The organism is Shewanella phaeophyticola (assembly GCF_025398315.1).
Classification (GTDB): domain Bacteria; phylum Pseudomonadota; class Gammaproteobacteria; order Enterobacterales; family Shewanellaceae; genus Shewanella; species Shewanella phaeophyticola.
In genome coordinates, this window is sequence record NZ_JAODOQ010000001.1 from 1,507,390 (window position 1) to 1,526,101 (window position 18,712).

General features: G+C 40.6%; 14 protein-coding genes and 2 pseudogenes. 5 read left to right on the plus strand and 11 right to left on the minus strand.

The features are described 5' to 3' along the window. Entirely contained in the window at nucleotides 1-1,836 is a 1,836-nt protein-coding gene (locus N4T56_RS07125) for a putative bifunctional diguanylate cyclase/phosphodiesterase (protein WP_261732728.1), read from the plus strand. Between the two features lie 78 nt (nucleotides 1,837-1,914). On the opposite strand, the gene N4T56_RS07130 is transcribed toward N4T56_RS07125, so the two are convergent. From N4T56_RS07130 to N4T56_RS07140, 3 genes and pseudogenes are all read right to left on the minus strand, one after another. Next, nucleotides 1,915-3,246: a quaternary amine ABC transporter ATP-binding protein gene (locus tag N4T56_RS07130; protein WP_261732729.1), complete on the minus strand. Its 1,332-nt coding sequence runs from the start codon at nucleotides 3,244-3,246 to the stop codon at nucleotides 1,915-1,917. Then, entirely contained in the window at nucleotides 3,239-4,138 is a 900-nt protein-coding gene (locus N4T56_RS07135; RefSeq protein ID WP_261732730.1) for an ABC transporter permease, read from the minus strand. Before N4T56_RS07135 ends, N4T56_RS07130 begins: the two co-directional genes overlap by 8 nt. Nucleotides 4,139-4,226: 88 nt before the next feature. Continuing rightward, nucleotides 4,227-5,231: pseudogene (locus N4T56_RS07140) on the minus strand (ABC transporter substrate-binding protein). Between the two features lie 527 nt (nucleotides 5,232-5,758). Between N4T56_RS07140 and N4T56_RS07145 the strand changes: the two are divergent. Continuing rightward, nucleotides 5,759-5,938: a hypothetical protein gene (locus tag N4T56_RS07145; protein WP_261732731.1), complete on the plus strand. Its 180-nt coding sequence runs from the start codon at nucleotides 5,759-5,761 to the stop codon at nucleotides 5,936-5,938. A gap of 94 nt (nucleotides 5,939-6,032) precedes the next feature. On the opposite strand, the gene N4T56_RS07150 is transcribed toward N4T56_RS07145, so the two are convergent. From N4T56_RS07150 to N4T56_RS07180, 7 genes are all read right to left on the minus strand, one after another. After that, the gene (locus N4T56_RS07150; RefSeq protein ID WP_261732732.1) at nucleotides 6,033-7,109 is read right to left on the minus strand and encodes an OprO/OprP family phosphate-selective porin; all 1,077 of its coding nucleotides are present in this window, start codon (nucleotides 7,107-7,109) and stop codon (nucleotides 6,033-6,035) included. Next, nucleotides 7,106-7,729 (minus strand): DUF4956 domain-containing protein, encoded by a 624-nt coding sequence (locus tag N4T56_RS07155; protein WP_261732733.1) that lies wholly within the window; start codon nucleotides 7,727-7,729, stop codon nucleotides 7,106-7,108. The genes N4T56_RS07150 and N4T56_RS07155 overlap by 4 nt, the downstream gene beginning before the upstream one ends. A gap of 1 nt (nucleotide 7,730) precedes the next feature. Beyond that, nucleotides 7,731-8,528, minus strand: coding sequence for a polyphosphate polymerase domain-containing protein (locus N4T56_RS07160; RefSeq protein ID WP_261732734.1), 798 nt, complete (start codon nucleotides 8,526-8,528; stop codon nucleotides 7,731-7,733). Between the two features lie 999 nt (nucleotides 8,529-9,527). Beyond that, nucleotides 9,528-10,553 (minus strand): NAD(P)H-hydrate dehydratase, encoded by a 1,026-nt coding sequence (locus N4T56_RS07165; protein ID WP_261732735.1) that lies wholly within the window; start codon nucleotides 10,551-10,553, stop codon nucleotides 9,528-9,530. 117 nt (nucleotides 10,554-10,670) lie between these two features. Then, nucleotides 10,671-11,987 (minus strand): guanine deaminase, encoded by a 1,317-nt coding sequence (gene guaD / locus N4T56_RS07170; protein WP_261734768.1) that lies wholly within the window; start codon nucleotides 11,985-11,987, stop codon nucleotides 10,671-10,673. 405 nt (nucleotides 11,988-12,392) lie between these two features. After that, a complete protein-coding gene (locus N4T56_RS07175) occupies nucleotides 12,393-13,544 on the minus strand; it encodes an MFS transporter (protein WP_261732736.1) in 1,152 nt (383 codons plus the stop codon). Between the two features lie 109 nt (nucleotides 13,545-13,653). Further along, a complete protein-coding gene (locus N4T56_RS07180; RefSeq protein WP_261732737.1) occupies nucleotides 13,654-14,304 on the minus strand; it encodes a peroxiredoxin-like family protein in 651 nt (216 codons plus the stop codon). A 421-nt stretch (nucleotides 14,305-14,725) separates the two neighbouring features. On the opposite strand from N4T56_RS07180, the gene N4T56_RS07185 reads away from it, so the two are divergent. The 3 genes from N4T56_RS07185 (at nucleotide 14,726) to N4T56_RS07195 (ending at nucleotide 16,852) form a co-directional block, all read left to right on the plus strand. After that, nucleotides 14,726-15,256, plus strand: a complete 531-nt coding sequence (locus tag N4T56_RS07185; RefSeq protein WP_261732738.1) for a LysR family transcriptional regulator — start codon at nucleotides 14,726-14,728, stop codon at nucleotides 15,254-15,256. Nucleotides 15,257-15,281: 25 nt separating this feature from the next. Beyond that, the gene (locus tag N4T56_RS07190; RefSeq protein ID WP_261734769.1) at nucleotides 15,282-15,608 is read left to right on the plus strand and encodes a LysR substrate-binding domain-containing protein; all 327 of its coding nucleotides are present in this window, start codon (nucleotides 15,282-15,284) and stop codon (nucleotides 15,606-15,608) included. Between the two features lie 116 nt (nucleotides 15,609-15,724). Continuing rightward, the gene (locus tag N4T56_RS07195; RefSeq protein ID WP_261732739.1) at nucleotides 15,725-16,852 is read left to right on the plus strand and encodes an acyltransferase family protein; all 1,128 of its coding nucleotides are present in this window, start codon (nucleotides 15,725-15,727) and stop codon (nucleotides 16,850-16,852) included. A 21-nt stretch (nucleotides 16,853-16,873) separates the two neighbouring features. Here the strand turns inward: N4T56_RS07195 and N4T56_RS22705 are convergent. Continuing rightward, nucleotides 16,874-18,092: pseudogene (locus tag N4T56_RS22705) on the minus strand (HD-GYP domain-containing protein). Nucleotides 18,093-18,712 lie beyond the last annotated feature (620 nt).

Below are 18,712 nucleotides of genomic sequence, written 5' to 3' on the forward strand. Positions count from 1 at the left end.
GTGCCCAATTCACCCGTCAATTTAGCCACATTAGAGTTGGTTTCAATCCAGTATGAAATTACTCGTAGCCTCAATGCAAGTGATGACTTAAGGTCGCTGTGTCGTCGTTATATGGAAACCTGCATCCGCCGTTTGTCGGTAAAAGCGGCATATTTGTATATGCCAACACAGGTGGCAGGCGATATATTTAGCGACACCGAAGTCATTCATAGTGATTGGGGCCGGGTGAGTATGCCTAACATTGCAGCATGTTATCCAGAGCAAATTAGTGCCATTAACACTATTTTTAATCAAGTATTCGCTCAACCAGAATCAGAGAAAGTAGAGACTCAATTAATTGAGCATAGTGGCACTTTTTATCAGCTTTTTAGTTTATCAAAACAGGCTATTTTTATCCTTGAACGTAATGAAAGTCCATTGCCGCCTCAGGTTATTAACGCGATAACACCCGCCGTTAAAGATTTATTTCATGCATGCCGTGCTTCTTTGCAGCACTCGCTAGTGGTGAACGAAGTTGAAAAACGTAAACAAGCCGAACAGCAACTAACCTATATTGCATTTCATGATGAATTGACCGGTTTACCAAACCGCACGCGGTTAATTAATGTGCTTAATCAACAAATCCAATTATGTGGCCAGCATAATAACTCTGGTGCATTACTTTATATTGATTTAGACAACTTTCGAGATATTAATGATTCGCTTGGGCATCAAGTGGGTGATGACATACTTTGCTTACTGACACAGCGATTAAAGGATATTTGTAATCAAGGTGAAGTTTTAGGGCGTTTTTCAGGTAATGCATTTGTTATTGTGTGCCCTAATCAACTGATGGAGCAGCCATATCTTGATGCGCTGCTGCTTAATGTTCATCAGTGTTTTGATCAACATTATTTGATTGGTAATCGCAGTATTGATGTTAATGCCAGTATTGGCGTGACCTACTATTCTGCGAGCAGTAGCGATGCATATACTGTGTATATGCAAGGCGACCTGGCTATGTCAAAGGCGAAAGTGTCGACAGGGACTAGCTCGGTGTTTTACCAACAAGATATGGAAAAACAAATTCGGCGCCGTTATTTACTGGATGCCGATATGCGTACAGCCTTAGCTCAAAATGACTTTTTTATGGTAGCGCAGCCACAAGTTAATCAACATGGCGAGATTATTGGCGCCGAGTTACTTATCCGTTGGCAACATGCTGAGTTAGGTTTTATCCCGCCAGATGAATTTATTGCGATTGCTGAGAAGTCAGGTTTTATTATTCCGCTAGGCGAATGGATTTTTGAACAAGCGTGTAAATGCATTACAACGTTGCAACACAAACCATTGAAGAAACAAATCAAAGTGGCTATTAATGTCAGTGCTAAACAGTTTTATCAACCAGAGTTTATTCAGCGGGTCAGTGCGTTAATCAGCAAACATAAAATTAAGGTTAGCGACATTGAACTTGAGTTAACCGAAAGCGCCATGTTAGAAGATATTCAATTGGCAGTAACCAAAATTACCGCGCTAAAACAAATAGGTTTTGAGCTTTCTATTGATGACTTTGGTACCGGTTATTCATCGTTAAGTTACCTTAAACATTTGCCCGTTGATAAAATTAAAATTGATAAGAGCTTTGTGTCACTCATTGATAAGCGTGAGGATAGTCGCGCCATTGTTGAGGCTACCATGCTGATTGCCAGAACCTTTAAATTAGGTTTAATCGCTGAAGGGGTAGAAACCGCAGCAGAAGTGAACACCTTAAGCGAAATGGGCTGCAATGAGTTTCAAGGTTATTATTTCCATAAACCTATGGCGTTAAGTGACTTTATTGCATTGCTGAAAACGTAATGACCAACAAATAGCTGATTGATAAAATGAAAAAGCCATTGTTCTTCAATGGCTTTTTTGTTACTTACTCAATGGAGGTTATGATTTTTCATGCGCATCTTCTGAATCTTGTTTCGGGTGCTCTTTAGATGGTTGTGATTTTGATTCGTGATCCGCTGTCACTGCTGCAACTTTTTCACCTTCAGTTTCATCCGTTTCATCAGTTTCTTCATTGTAAAAATCAGATAACACTTCAGCTAAATGCTCTCGAGAGACTTGTCCTTGTAAGTCACCCTCAGCGTCAACTACTGGGATAGGGAAGTCTGATGCCATTGTGGCTGGGATAATGCCTTCAAGTAACGCATCTGGTGAAATTGGCGGTAGATCTTCTAGCTCAAAGTCATCCATCGATGTTTCTTTATCAAGTTTTACCGCATCTTCTAATGCGTCTTGACACACTACGCCCTGAAAACCGTCATCATTAACGTAATAGGCATAATTATCTGGAATTCGTTTCATTTGCTTAAGCGCATCGCCTATGGTGTCAGCCGTTAAACGATAAGCAGGTGGTTTCATTACGGTTTCAACGGTCAGAGCACGTGGTCGGTTAACATCTTTTACAAACGCTTCAACATAGTCGTCTGCCGGGTTAAGCAAAATATCTACCGGTTTACCTACTTGCACTAGGTTACCGTCTTTCAGGATCGCGATACGGTCACCAATACGTAGTGCCTCATCTAAATCATGGGTAATAAAAATAATGGTTTTATGCAGGTCTTTTTGTAGCTCAATGAGTTGCTCTTGCATTTCACTGCGGATCAATGGGTCTAAAGCCGAAAACGCTTCATCCATTAACAGAATTTCGGCATCAGTACACAATGCTCTTGCTAATCCGACTCGCTGTTGTTGGCCGCCCGAAAGTTGTAATGGGTATTGCGCTTCATAACCCGCTAAGCCAACGGTTTCTAACCATTTGGTGGCTTTGGCATTTCGAGTAGGTTTGTCGACGCCTTGTACGCTTAAACCATAGGCAACATTTTCGAGTACATTTTTATGGGGCATTAAACCAAAACGTTGAAATACCATGGCCATTTTGTTGCGGCGAAACTGTTCTAATTCTTTGATGTTGAGTTTCATTACATCAATGCCTTCAACCAGGATTTGCCCTTCGGTAGGCTCAATCAAGCGGTTAAAGTGGCGGATTAATGTGGATTTACCTGACCCAGACAACCCCATAATCACAAAGATTTCACCTTTGTCGATGTCAAGGTCAATAGCTTTAAGGCCAACGGTATGTCCGGTTTTTGCCAAAATGTCATCTTTAGACAAGCCTTCTTTAACCATCGGCATGACACTGGCTGGTTTTTTACCAAAGACCTTATACAGATCTTTAATTTGAATAAATGGTTGCGCTGTTGATCCGTTAGTCATGACTTTCACCCTGTATATGTTTCATCGAACGTTTAGCGTATGACTGTGAGACACGGTCAAAAATAATGGCGAGCGCAACAATGGCTAAACCGTTGAAAAGTCCGAGCGTGAAATATTGGTTAGTAATCGATTTCAATACGGGTTGACCTAAACCATTTACGCCAATCATCGAAGCGATAACCACCATACCTAGTGCCATCATAATGGTTTGGTTAATACCGGCCATAATGGTGGGTGAGGCGAGAGGTAATTGCACTCCTAGCAAGCGTTGCATTGGGTTTGCACCATAAGCTGTTGCTGCTTCAAGTACTTCTTTATCAACAAGGCGGATGCCTAAATTGGTTAAACGAATGACCGGCGGGATTGCATAAATCACTACTGCGATAACCCCTGGCACTTTACCAATACCGAGCAACATGACCACAGGGATTAAGTACACAAATGCAGGCATGGTTTGCATAATGTCGAGCACGGGGGTAACGATTGACTGAGTACGATTACTGCGAGCCATTAAAATACCTATGGGGATCCCAAGTACAATGGCTAAAATAGTACACACAGTGATAATACTGAGGGTGCGCATGGTGTCTTCCCACATGCCTAGGTAGCCTATGAGTAAAAACGATACCACAACACTTAACGATAACTTCCATGAGCGACTAACCGCATAAACGAGGCCTGTGATACACAGCAATACTGCCCACCATGGGGATTGAACTAACAGTTTTTCAAACCAAATAAGAAAATCGAGTAGAGGATCAAAAAAAGCTTCAATGCTGTCGCCATACTCACGCGAAAAGTCCAGAAAGGCATTGTCCAAATACTTGCGAATTTCTAGCAAAGTTGAGCGATCCAACTTCGGAAATTTGCTGAACCAAGAAAAGTCAGCCATTACTACCTCTGTTATTATTTTCGGGGTAAATCAAGAAAGGGATAAAAAGCGAGGTTTAAATGATTTATAAACCTCGCATGGTCACTGATTATAAGTTATCTACTGCGGACTGAATTTTTGCCGCTACATCTGCAGGCACCCATTGGTTCCAAATGTCTTTATGGTTAATCATAAATTCTTCTGCTGCTATCTGACCGTCTGCTTGGTTTTCTTCCATCCAGGCTAACAGTTGGTTCATTTGAGCGTTGGTAAATGAACGTTTGCCAAAATAACTAAATGCAAGCGTAGATTTTTTAGCAAAGTCTGCCGTTGTGACGGTTTGTACTAAAGCCGCTGGATACATGGTCGCTTTGGGTTCTGCGCAGTTTTCTTTTGAAATACAGTTACGGAAATGTTCGATATCACTTTCGTCAGCAAATTCGACTTTTACCATGTCATATTTACCCAAAATAGCCGTAGGAGCCCAGTAATAACCAAACCAAGGCTGTTGACGTTGATAAGCATGGGCGATAGAACCGGATAATCCAGCACCAGAACCAGGGTTAATTAAATCGAACCCTGCAGCATCTAGTTTTAATGCGCGATATTGGTTGGTGGCGGTGATTTGGCAACCCCATCCAGCAGGGCAACCGTAAAAGGCACTGCGCTCTGGATCTTCTGGGTTAGTAAACAGTGATGCATTAGCAATAATGCCTTCAATCGTTTTGAGGCTTGGGTCTTTATCGACCATGTATTTAGGGACTCAAAAACCTTCTTCGCCACCATTAGCCAATGAATGACCGGCAACGGCTAAGCGTTTTTCGCTGATTCCACGCTCCATCAACTCTTTTACATTATTCCACCAGATTTCTGGCGCAATGTCGGGTTGACCCTTTTCGACCATTGAGGTACTGGTTGGCATGGTATCACCTGGTGTGAGTCTGGCTTCGCAACCATATCCATGCTCTAAGATAAAGCGGTCAACATTGGCAATTAACGAAGCAGAGCTCCAGTTCATGTCTGCAATAGTGACGGTACCGCATTGTTCTTCTGCTGCGGCTTGAAAGGCGGTGCTACTGAGCAGTAATCCACCCATTAATAATATGTTTTTCATATAGAGCTCCGTACTCGAAGTTAGAATTATTGTTAAATTGTGCGATGCAGATTGTTAGAGTTCAAACTAGTTGATTTGTGGCTTTTCAAATCGACTATTTGCTATGTCAAAATTCAGCTTAAAAAACACACTAAAAAAGCAATTAAGATGTTTTAATCTAACATAATTAAAGCTTGATTAACAAATTTAGCGTTTTTTGTTGCTCGGCATATCTATCTGCTCTATATGATATTAGTTAGTGCTAAAGCTAATTTTTGCGGTTGTGAAATGGTAGCGATTGGATAATCGTATTTTTCAGCACAATAGTGCGTATAAAATGGTTCTGATAAATAGTGAGCAATGTGTGAAATTTTCATATAACGACGTTTGCCAACAATGAGCTTGAAGGTAGACGAAAAATATCATCATGAATGTGTTAAACGTTAAACGTTAAACAAGGTTAACGTTTATATGGCTATATGATAAATTTATGGCATCTTGACTGTAATGGTCATCGTGATAATGAAGGTTTGTTCTAAGGAGTTAACATGAGTCACGCGATTAAATATGTGTTATTGGCTGCATTAGTTTGCTTGGCTTTAGTTTGTTATTCCGTCGGCAGTGCGACAGGTGCTGTGGCATTTATTGTCATGGGCGTATTGCTTGAAATCGCGTTTTGGCTTGGCATTATTAAGTCGACTCGTTCGCGTAGGCAATCATCACATTAGCAAAATGCGGTTGATTAAACCGCATTTATACACTTCCTATTAGGTTTTGCTGATTGTACTTTGCTATAGCTCAGACTAAACCTGTAGAGAACATTTAGAAACTATATTGCGCACGCAATGAAAATGCATTGTCATAGCCATCTGTCACGCCATCGTCTTGGTATTTTGCTCGTATGTAGTTGGCTTTAAACATTAAGTCTTCATTAACTAAATAGTTTACCCCTACGGCAAATGTTTGAGCCTTACGGTTTTCTTGTTCTAATTCAAACTGACTCATCCGCCATGTTAGCTCCCAATCATGCTCAGCTTTTATTGTGCCTAGTTTACCGTTTTTATAGTGACGGTTTTTCCCCGACAAAGGGTAACTCATCTGGTAATATCCGCCTTGATAATGGTAGGTGCCGCGAGCAGGGTCGTCGATATCAGTTTCGATCCATTCAGCCATAGAGACAACCCCCTGGTATTGCCACATTAACTCTATACCGGCCAAAGACATATCTTCAGCGTCGAGGCGGGTGCCTTCCAATAACGAGTCGCTAGAATACACTTCTAAGGTCTCGTTAATTCTAAATTCATCACCTTCGAGTCTTCGCTCACTTAACGCCGAACCAAGATGGAAAAAGTTATCGTCATCATCAATTACAGCCCAAGTTAGCCTGCCTGTTACCCCGTAACTGTTTTGTGAGTTTGCTTCTTGAAAATAACCTAAATCCCAGGTGAAATCTCCAGGAGAACCACTGAGTTTTACCCCAATATTGCGTCCAGGTGCGAGGGCTTCAGTAACCATGCTGCGTTCAATCATAAAGGTGTCTCTGGAGCTGGTGAGCTTTTCCAGTCCAAAAGGCTCTTTTTGCTGCCCAAGTGTGATGTTTGCCCAGTCAAATCCTTTATATTGCACATAGGCATCTTTGATATCGATTTCGCCATCAGCAATGTCTACTTGAAACTTACTGCGCCAATCATCACTTAATTTAGCCTTGGCGCTTAATCTTGCACGGCGAATGTCGGTTCCATTATTTGAGTGTTGTTCATCTTCTAGAAAAATATCTGAAAACTGATCATGGTCGAGCATAATATAACCACCAAAGCTCAGTTCAGGATACTCCTCTGCTGTTGCATTTGCGGCTAAGACTAATAACGCAGGCGCAATATACATAACTACTGTTTTCATGAGTTTACTTCCACTTGATTATTGCCGTTAGTGGCTAACTCTTGCTTAGGTGATTCGGGAATGTAGTAAACGATGAGTTCGGCAGTGTCTCTTAGAAAGTCAATGTGTTCTATTTCTGCGTTGGTGACTTGTAAGCCTGTACGGTCACGTAAATCGGCCAATAATAACGCTTTGTTTTGCGGTTTAATATTGTCGATTCTTTCGTATGAAATACGTTGGATTTTGTGTTGTCCTTGAAAAAAGCGTGTATCGACTAAAAAAGCAATGAAACATAAAAATGCATTGATTAAAAAGAGCTCAAATGTCGGTAGTTTACTCACAGCACAAAGTAAAGCAATGGCTGTTACCATAAACAAATACGTCATTTCTTTAATCGAAATGGTATCGGTGCGATACCGCAACATACCAAATACGGCAAATAGCCCAAATGCAAACTCCATCGACATATCAACACCGTGGAGCAGGTAGGTAATTAAAAATATCCCTATTCCAAATAATACAAACGAACCGGCTACATTGGCATTTTTATTACTGCGAAAATAACAGCCGTAACACAACATGACTATCGAGATAAAGTTGACTAAAAATAATACAATAAAGTCTGAGGTAATTTCGGTCATATTAATGATTCCATAATGCAGTATGTTGGTTAGATTTGTTTAATGATGAAAGTTTCATCAGTGTGGGTTTAAAGCGATTGTATTTAATCGTTTGTTGCTGTAGCAATACACAGCCAATGCAATATTTACTGAACGACGTTGGCGAAAAATAATGTTGTGGCATTAACTGGTAAAATGGTGAGTTTTTTGAGTGTTTTTGTTGCTTTAATTCAACGATAAAAAAGCCGTTTAGATCAATACGGTCTTCTCCAGTCGATGATTGATACCAAAGATTAAAGTCAATCGTTATACGCTCAGGAATCGATTCATTTGCAAGAGCAATGCGTTGATAACCACCTTGTTGTGAAATCAATAGTGCAGTGAAGTCATAACCCAAATGTTGTTGAATAAATGAATGATTATTGTCATCTGACTGCAGATTATCATTGCAGCGAATACGGCTTTTTATGGTGCGTTTGTGATTATTTTTAAATTTAACTTCTAAGTATTGTGTTTGGGTGTCGAGGTAAGTGCGTTTACGCACTTTAAAGCGGTTTAATTTACCATTGTGATGGTCTTTATAAAAATGCATATCAGGGGTGTCAAAGTACTGATTAAAATAATTTGACGTACGTTTACCGTTAATTTCCAACACACTGTAATGCTCACGAGCGGCTTGCAGTAATGTAGGTAAATATGCCAAAGGTAAAATGAACTTAGAGTCCACTCTGTCTTGTAAGTTAGCATGTGTTAAGTCGTCTAAATTATGACTGTCGAAGTTTGATAGCAATTGTTCAATATTTTGGTTAATTATATTCATTTGAACCACTTATCATTATTAGTATGGTGTTTACTCAAGTTGGTGTCGCGATAGTAAATAGGCATAACTTTGCCACTAAAACTGGCAGATTTCTTAACAAGCTAGTATGTGTTTAATTTCTGTGTTGACCTTTGAATGTTGATGAATATTACAGTTATGTTAAGTGTACAAAGGGATTGTGCAGAAAATATGATGTAAGTGTGGAGAAAAGCTGAAGATATCAATCTAATCTAATTCGTTTAATCAGATAAATATTAATCATGTTGATGATGAACTATTTAATTCAGTGTGCATGACGACCCAATAATAATTGGCACTATTAGTCATTAAATAAGTTGTGGGTACAGAGTAAAGTCGCTCATAAAATGAATACTTTGTATCTAAAAAAATAATATGAAAAATAATCATTATTTATACCAATTCCACTAATTATCTGGTCATTCAGCGGGAATTCTGTACCTTCTAAGCAAGTAATAGGATTGTAGGCATAGTTGCTCTCGGCAACTGCTCCTGCGTTGCTCTACCTCCTGCATCCATGCAGTCGTACGTCAAAATACTATTAAGCAGCATAGAAGGTACAGAAACCCGCCTTGCAGGAGACGCTCAGACAGTCCATTTCTTTGTTGCATTGCCTTAGAAGGGAATAACCATTATTTCAACAATGCGCCTCAAACTGAACAGTCTGAGCGACTCTGATTGGTCACATAATTAATGGAAATGGTATTATATTTGTGGCGCTAACAATTAACGTTTAATAAACGATGATCGGTTGGGGTAATACATGGCTAAATCGATGAAATATCTGTTATTAGCCGCAGTGGTTTGCTTGGTTTTAGTGTATTTGTTTATCGGGTGTGTGCTGGGCGCTGTGGTATTTATTACTATGGAGCTCCTGTTAGAAAGTGCCTTTTGGCTTGGTATCTCACTTCGGTGCAAAAACGCAAACCAACTCAATATTGATGTGGTTTATGCCTACTTGAGTGATACTGATGCGAGCTATCATTGTCGTAATAATTGTTTAATGGCCTTAGGGATATATTCCAGTAAATCACTGGCGAGAACTGAATATTCGCTTAACTCTTTGGCCGCTAAGTCACCTGTTAACCCGTGCAAATATACACCAAGGCAAGCAGCATTTAACGGGCTCACTCCCTGGGCACCAAATCCACTGATAATACCGGTTAATACATCTCCACTGCCTGCTTTTGCTAGGGCGTTATTGCCGGTGGGGTTAATAAATGCGTATTCACCATCGCTTATCACCGTGTTGTAACCTTTTAGAACCACAATGGTGTTTAATTGCTTGGCTGCCTCTGTGGCATAGTGAACGCGATCTGCTTGGATTGCTTCAACGTCAATATTAAGTAGGCGTGCCAGCTCTTTAGGATGAGGGGTAATAATACTGTTTTTAGGTAAGCGCAATGGTGTTTGTGGTTTACTTGGGGAATGATGTAAAAAATGGCTAATAAAATTGAGCGCATCAGCGTCAAATACCATAGTTTGACTGCAAGTTTGCAGGGCGCCAAGTAAGGCCAAGAAAAAACCATGGTTCCCCTCAGCAATTGCCATGCTGCTTAAAGGGGCTGTTGAGTCGTTGAATTCATCTTTACTTTGACCAATACTCAGGCCACTGCCCACGGTGATAACCGATGCTTTCTCTATTAAATCATCCAACTGTATTACCGCTTTTTCATCTATTGACTCAGTATCGATAGATTGTAATTCGATACACACAGAGTCGGTCATTTGCGGACTTAATTCGGCGTAAATAACCGGTCGCGTCGGTAACGGCCGCATGACAATGTTAGGTGTTAATGCGCTTACACTTTGACAAACACCTGGACTGCTGGCCAGTGTGACGTAACCAGCGCCGGTTCTCAGTGCCGATAAACTCGATAAATACGCTGCACCTCGATAATGAATAGAGCCAGCAATATTGAGTACATGGCCAAAGGTCGCTTTATGGCTATTATCAGGGCGCAATGGTAACAATGAAGTGATGTATTCTTTGGTGAGAGTTTGCATATTAGCGCCCTAAAATGAATATCTAACATTAACCATAACATAAGTGTGGTCAATTTTTGTGCGCCAACGCATAAAATGACAACAAGTTAAGCTATTGTCATTTATGCATATTAAGCTTTAATTTGGGGAGCTCGTATCACGTTGGTACACCGACTTACCTGCAACGTAGGTTTCATAGATGTTACGGTCATCACCAAGCATGATAAGCGCAAACAGTTTGTCTTCAATGCCACTTGAGTAGCTAAAGCGCAGCTTTTGTAAATCGGTAGCGGCCAAGTCTAACACCACAAAATCAGCTTCTTTACCGGGAATAAAGTTACCCACTTTGTCGTCGATGCTTAATGATGTTGCTCCGCCTAAAGTGGCCATGTACAACCCTTTAAATGGCGACAGTTTTTTACCCTGTAATTGCATGACTTTATACGCTTCGTTTAAGGTCTGCAGTGGTGAAAAACTGGTGCCTGCGCCAACATCTGTGCCTAAACCAACACGAACCCGTTTACTGTCTGCGGTGGTTAAATCAAATAAGCCACTGCCTAAAAACAAGTTAGAGGTCGGGCAAAAAGCGATGACTGAATCAGTTTGTTGAAAGCTGTCCCATTCTTTGTCGGTTAAATGGATCGCATGGGCAAAAATGGATTTTTTACCGGTTAAGCCATAATGATCATACACATCAAAGTAGCCTTCACGCTCGGGGAATAATGATTTAACCCAGGCTATTTCGTCTTTGTTTTCAGATAAATGAGTGTGTATGTATACATCAGGGTATTGGGCTTTTAACTGACCCGCGAGTTGTAATTGTGCAGGGGTAGATGTAGGCGCAAAACGCGGGGTGATAGCGTATTGTAAACGGCCTTTATTGTGCCATTGTTCAATGAGTTTTTTTGAGTCATGGTAGCTTGACTCTGGCGTGTCGAGTAATTCCGTTGGAGCATTGCGATTCATCATGACTTTACCGGCAATAAGGCGCATATTTTTTTCTAGTGCCGTTTCAAATAACGCATCGACAGATTGCGGATGAACCGTGCCAAAAACCAGCGCAGAAGTGGTGCCATTTTTGAGCAATTGGTGGATAAAAAACTGCGAAATTTTACGCGCATGTTCAATGTCGTTAAATTGTGCTTCAGTAGGAAAAGTATAGGTATTAAGCCAGGTCAATAATTGTTCGCCGTATGCAGCAATCATTTGGGTTTGAGCGTAATGGGTGTGAGTGTCGATAAACCCCGGAATAATTAATTTACCCCGTTTGTCGATAACCGAAGGGTATTGCTGCGCTGTTTGAGCGTCAAACGCCGTTAATGTTTTAATGTGACCATTTTCAATCACTAATAAGCCATCTTCAAGGTATTGGTACGTGTTGTTAATATTGTCTGCTTGCGCGGGGTCTTGTAGAAAATGAATAAAACTAGAACGAATGACAGTTGTGTCAGCCATTGCTGAAGACGATAAAATCGCAGCACTTAACAGCGCCGCAGATGCGGTGTTTTTGGACATAAATACTCCATTTAATTGACAGATATAAATGGTTTTTGACTTGAGTATTCAAGCCCTTGTCAACAGAGTATTCCAACCGAAAACCATTAAAAGCATCCAGACTAAAGCTAAAACTGTGCCAAGGTGTCATCGGGTCGATTTTGATGATGTTATAAGGTTAAACGTGGTTTGCGTGTCGTTGTTTCTCACCAAAAGAGGATGTTTTGCACCAAAGTGATTCAATAGTATAAAACTTTGGTATGTCATCAACATCGTTTATTACTGGCTGAATTGGCACAGATAAACTCCTTAACCGGTTAATGTCATCGCCATGCTAATGACGATGACATAGGATTATTTTGATCGTTAAGCCGTTTGCGAATCGAGGTGAGAACCGCGTTGTTTTATCACCAATACTATCGCGACTAGGGCGGCTAATAACATGCTGGTATAAAAACTTGCTGCGGCTCCCCCGGGAATAAACTCAACAAACGAGGTGATAAACTGCCCGCCAAACACAGCCATGGTAAAATAGGATAAATTTTTACCTCTGACATTGGCTGCACTTTTCTCTACTGTCATATGATTAAGTAAAGGAATGCTAAAACCAAAACCAACACCCGCAAAAACAGAACCCACTAATAACATCGGCAAGCCATTGGCGTTTGCAAATACAAAATGGGCGAGGGCATAGGCTACAAATGCAATCGCGAGTAAATAGGTTGTGCTCATGTATCTGGCTACTTTTGGCATAAAGTGCGCTGCAACAACGGCAACTAATGAAATAAATGCTAAAACATTACCCACTATTTCCTCGTTAAACCCTTGTTGTGCCATGCTATTTGGTAGCTCAACTATTGCGGTAAAAAACACCACCATTGCTAATGCTGCAAATAGGAACACTTGCTTTAGCGACACCCCTTGTTGGCTCTGGGTGCTATTGCTTTGTGTATCAGCGCTGAGAGCTGGGGATTTACGTGGCACAAACAGCAACAACATCAGTAAAAATAACCAAGCGACCAAGTATAAACTTAATGGATAAGCCCAATATAAGCTGGCCAGTTTTCCGCCCAAAAACAAAAATAATACCCCGCCAAGTTCAATCGCCATGCCTTGTTTAGCAATCATGTTGAGGCGTTCATTACCAACATACCACTGCGAAATCAACACGGTACTGCTTGCCATCACCACAGCCGTAATGCCGCCTAATAAAATACGATTAAACAATACAAACCAGGGACCTTGTAGCCAATATACGGCAAATCCTAAAGCGCCATACAATAGCAAACCGATGATAAGTGAGCGATAAGCGCCAAATTTATCAATTGATTTACCTGCAATGGGTGCAAATAACACTGCGCCTAAGGCAGGAAATGTCACCAACCATACAGCATATTCATTGATGTCTAAGGCATTAGATATACTGATTAACCCTGGCGCAACTAGGGCGCCAACCATAATGGTGAGGCTAGCGATACACAGCAGCGTATAACTGCCCAATTTAGATAAATGAGTCATGGGTATTACCTGTGAAATAGTCGAACAATGGTCCATTCAATCAATGGTTAGATAGAAACGACCTCGCGAATGAATGTCTTGTGCAAGATCGTTTGATTAAGACAGGGTGTTAAGTTAATGCTTTTAGTGCCTCGATAATGTCGTTAGGTTCGGCACGGGTACGGTAATCAACATCGACAAAACGCCAAACAACTTTGCCTGCACGGTCAACCACAAATGTTGCAGGGATAGGTAATATTGTGCCGTTACCATTGTTAATAGCGTCTAAATCGAGCTTGCGATCCACGCGCATATGTTCACTTAAAAACGCTGGGACTTGCCACGCCACACCAAATTGCGCCGCAACTTTTGCATCTTGATCAGACAATACCTCAAAATCCATATTACTGATTTCATCTTGGGTCATTGTGCCGTCGGGAATTTGTGGGCTAATAGCAACAAGTTGGGCATCGAGTGCATTAATATCACTTAAGCGTGCTTGCAATGCCCGCAGTTGTATATTGCAATATGGGCACCAACTGCCTCGGTAAAATGTCACCACCACCGAGCCTTTTCGCAGTAAATTAGCCAATGAAATTGCTTGTCCATTTGCATTGGGCAGTGAAAAGTGTGGGGCAGTTTGCCCAAGTTTTAACGCGTCGTGACCTTGTTGAAACGATTTTGATTGAGCAATTATTTCGTCAACTTTTTGCATAAACACAGGATTTTTTTGTCTTCCTTCTGCGATTTTCGCATCGGTTTGCAGTTGTAAGCTTTGCATTGTGTTTTTCCTATCTTTATACCACTTCCATTAATTATGTGACCAATCAGAGTCACTCAGACTGTCCAGTTTGAGGCGCATTGTTGAAATAATGGTTATTCCCTTCTAAGACAATGCAACAAAGAAATGGACAGTCTGAGCGTCTCCTGCAAGGCGGGTTTCTGTGTCTTCTATACTGCTTAATAGAATTTTGACGTAGAACAACTATGCCTACAATCCTATTACTTGCCTAGAAGACACAGAACTCCCGCTGAATGACCAGATAATTAGTGGAATTGGTATTACGCTGTTTTACAGCCTGTAATCTTATTGGTTGTAGAATAAACACAAACAAGCTATAACAAAAATATTATTATTTTATAGAATCTATACAAAATTTGTATTTGAGGTGGTTGTGGACATTAAAATATTGAAAAGTTTTATGAGCGTTGCTGCACATCAGAGTTTTTCTGCTGCGGCACGCGAACTAAACACGGTTCAGCCTGCCATTAGTCGTCATATTGCCATGCTTGAAGACGAGCTTGGGGTAGCGCTGTTTATTCGCAACTCGCGCGAAGTGGCAATTACCAGTGCTGGTGAGCAATTACTGCATGATGCCAAACAGATCATTGCCTTAGCTGATAAGGCCAAAGACCAGGTAAAGCGCGCGCAGCAAGGGCAGGTGGGCGAGTTAAACATTGCTTATTTAAGTTCAGCTTGTTTAAGTTTTATGGCTGATCTTATTCGAAGTTATTCGCAGTTATATCCGGATGTGCATGTGAGTTTATTTGAGATGACCGCTAGCGAACAAATAACAGCATTTAATCAAAATCGCATTGATGTTGGGTTTTCTCGGCCATTACCTGCAGGTATTCAAGATGAATTTATCAGTACAGACATTTATATTGACAAGCTTGTTGCCGTTGTGGGAGCACATCACCCTTTAGCACAACACACTCAGATCGCATTGTAGCCAGTTACAGCAACAAAAATTAATTATATTTCATCGAGATGAAGCCGTCGGGTTATTTGATGACACGATAATGATGTGTAAACAGGCCGGTTTTTCAGCCAATATCGTGAGTCAGCCGCGGCACATGCAAACTTTACTAACCGAGGTGGCAGCAGGCTTAGGTGTCGCCATTGCGCCGTATTGTATTAGTAAATTATACAGTCAAGGTTGTCATTTTTTGCCAATCAACGATGCACATAAATCGATACCCACTCAGTTACATGTTAATCGCGCTAATTACAGTGCAACAGTCGATGCCTTTTTGGCGCTAGTCATCGCTAATCAACCAAGCATTGCAAAAAGTATGGCCTAATAAAAGTCGGGGTTTGTTACCGTATGTGATTCATGCCCTAAAATAGCCTTATTGCCGATGGTTATCGGCATATTATCACGGCACTAATTACACGAATAAGCCAGAGGAAGGCATTAATGATGAATGAGGTTTCACCCCAACGTAAACGCTATTCTGAGCTTGATTGGTTACGGGTTATATTAATATTTGCTGTTTTTTTACATCATGCTTTTATGCCATTTAATGGTGATGGTTGGCATGTCATGAATAATGAGTCTAGCAAAGTGCTTGACGACATTATGGTTTACTTTGAACAGCTTAGGCTACAAGCTTTATTTTTTATTGCCGGTGCTGGTAGTTTATTGTTACTGCAAAAGAAATCTGCAAAGTCATTTATGCTTAGTAAATTCTATCGGTTATTTATACCATTATTGGTGGGGATGATATTGATTGTTCCGCCGCAAAATTTTATCGAAAATATCGCAGATTATGACTCATTATTATCAGCCTACGATCAACTTATGTGGTCGTTTGATACCAATCACTTATGGTTTATCGAGTTTTTGCTAATATTTATGTTACTGGCTATCCCGTTTAAGCGCTTTTTAGATGGCGCAACGGGGATTGTGTGGCTTAAATGGCTTGAACGTCTGAGTCAGTCGCAATATGGGTTACTGTCGTTAGGGCTCGTGTTGGTCATAATGAGAGGCTTGGTAAAATTCCTGATGCCCGATGACAGTCATCATATTGAAAACCTGTCTCTGAGTGTGTTTTATCTGTTTTTCTTTTTTGCAGGCATGAGTTTTATACACAGTGCGCGAGTTTGGCAAACATTGGCTTTGCATCGTCGCACCTATTTAACCTGTCTTTTCATTAGCACGTTACTGTTTTATGCCTACTATTACTCGCCAGATTTAAGCCCGTATTTGTCATTAACCACTCGGTGGCAGATTTGGTGGTGGGTGTGTACCATGGTGTCGTGGTCGGGGTTATTAACCATGGTTGGTTTTGCCAGTGCACATATTCGTAAAACCCCAGGGTGGTTAATGCAAACGAATGAACTCATTTACCCGTTTTATATTTTGCATCAAACCGTCATTGTGGTGTTGGCGTTTTATATCGTGCAATGGCCAGTGGGGATAATGGTAAAGTCGGTCTGTTTACTTGTTAGCGCTTTTATTATTTGTGCATCACTATGCTATTGGCTGATAAAACCCTTTAACCTGACGCGCTATTTATTTGGCCTAAAAAAGGTCAGTCGTTGAGTCTTTATACCCCAGAAAATCCTAACCCTCGTGGGTCAGAAACTCGATTATTTGTTCCATATTGAGATTGTAATCGTCAGCTCGAACGCATTTGACAATTAAATCGTCGGTGACAGTCGCTAGGTCAATCTTTTGGCTCACCTCAAAGTGATCCGGCTTTAAATGATAAAACGGTTTCACTAATGGGCGGATGGGATCTTTAGGATTATGACCTTGTACAATGGCCAGTCTATTGGATTCTAACTGCACCACAGAGCCGACAGGGTAAACCCCCATACAGCGAATAAATTCGTCGACTAAATCTTTGTCGAGTTCATTTTTGTCTCCCAAAGCCCGTAATATGCTAAAGGCTTTAACTTGGGCATAACCTTGTTTATAGCAACGGTGTGATGTCAGCGCATCGAAAATGTCGCAAATACTGATCATTCTGCCATATAAGGTAATTTTTTCAGCAGGGACGCCAAAGGGATAGCCTTCACCATTGAGTTTTTCGTGGTGTAGGCTGGCAACCTCCAGGCTTAATGGGCTAATTCCCGGGGTGCTTTTCATGATCTCAATTGAATAGCTGGCATGAGTTTTCATAATATGAAACTCATCTTCAGTGAGGCGATCGGGTTTATTTAAAATCCGGTCAGGGATCATGATTTTACCCACGTCATGTAAAAATGCGCCAACCGCTAATTGATTAACGATGTCCTTGTCGATTTTTTTATAAACCGCGAGACATGGTCATCAATACTGACACTGATACCGAATGTTCCAATAAATACTCATCTTTATTACGAATATTTATCACGCACGAAAGGGCGTTGGGATTGTTAAAAATAAGATCGGTTGATTCAGTGGTAATTTTTTGTACCGGATCCATGTCTAATGGCAAACCATGCTGCGCATTATGAAACAGCTTTTTTTGGATGTCTTTTGATTCGTTAAACACCTGGCGCGCTCTGACGATTTCTTGATTAAAGAAATTAGGCTTGGTGATAGGGCGTGCGGGTGGTACTTGCTTTGGTGGCTTAATCGTTGGCCGGCTCACTTCTGGCTGAGTTTGCTCGTCAATGATTTCAGTTTTACTTGTATCAATTAATAATTTAGTAACCGATTTACGCTTTAACGCCTCAATAACACGTTCACTTTTAAGCACACCCGGCTTGGTCAGTGTAAATGTATCTTTAGGCTCGGTGATTTCGACCACATACATCCCAACTCGTACGTCAGTAATGTCATGTTCAATCAGCATAGATCGGTTCCTTGAGGCTATTCATCAACATCAAATATATCAACGACTTTCTCTCTATATGTGTACGCTATGTTACAAGATAACTCATTTGATAAAGTAATATAAGCGAAATATACGAGGTAACATGAGCTTTTAGATAAAACTCAAAAAAGGCATTATTTAGTGATGTGAATCAATGGTATTTAGCAACATATATTCTGAGTTTATGCTGATTTACACACGAGATCCATTAGCATTGTAAAATTGTAACTTGTTTGTAGTATTTTTGTTCAGTAAAGTCATTTTGTATCATTAATACAATTATTTAATGTTATTGATACTGTCTCAATATCGAGGATATTATCGAGTTGATGTTATCGAGTCGATATATTCTAATTGCTTAAGAAAATGAATAAGCATCAAGCGCTAATAATCCATACTCAACTTCTTGGTTAATTTGTTAGCTTGAGTATTGCCAATTGCACCGAGTACCGACATTAAGGGTAAAAATGCTCCTGAGTTGGGTGGTTAAATTGAACATGCGGAGCATGTTGTTGATAGTACAATAGCGACTCAATATTATTATTGACCAGCTTGTCTTCAAACTAATGCCTAAATTGGTTCATCATGTCGACCCCATT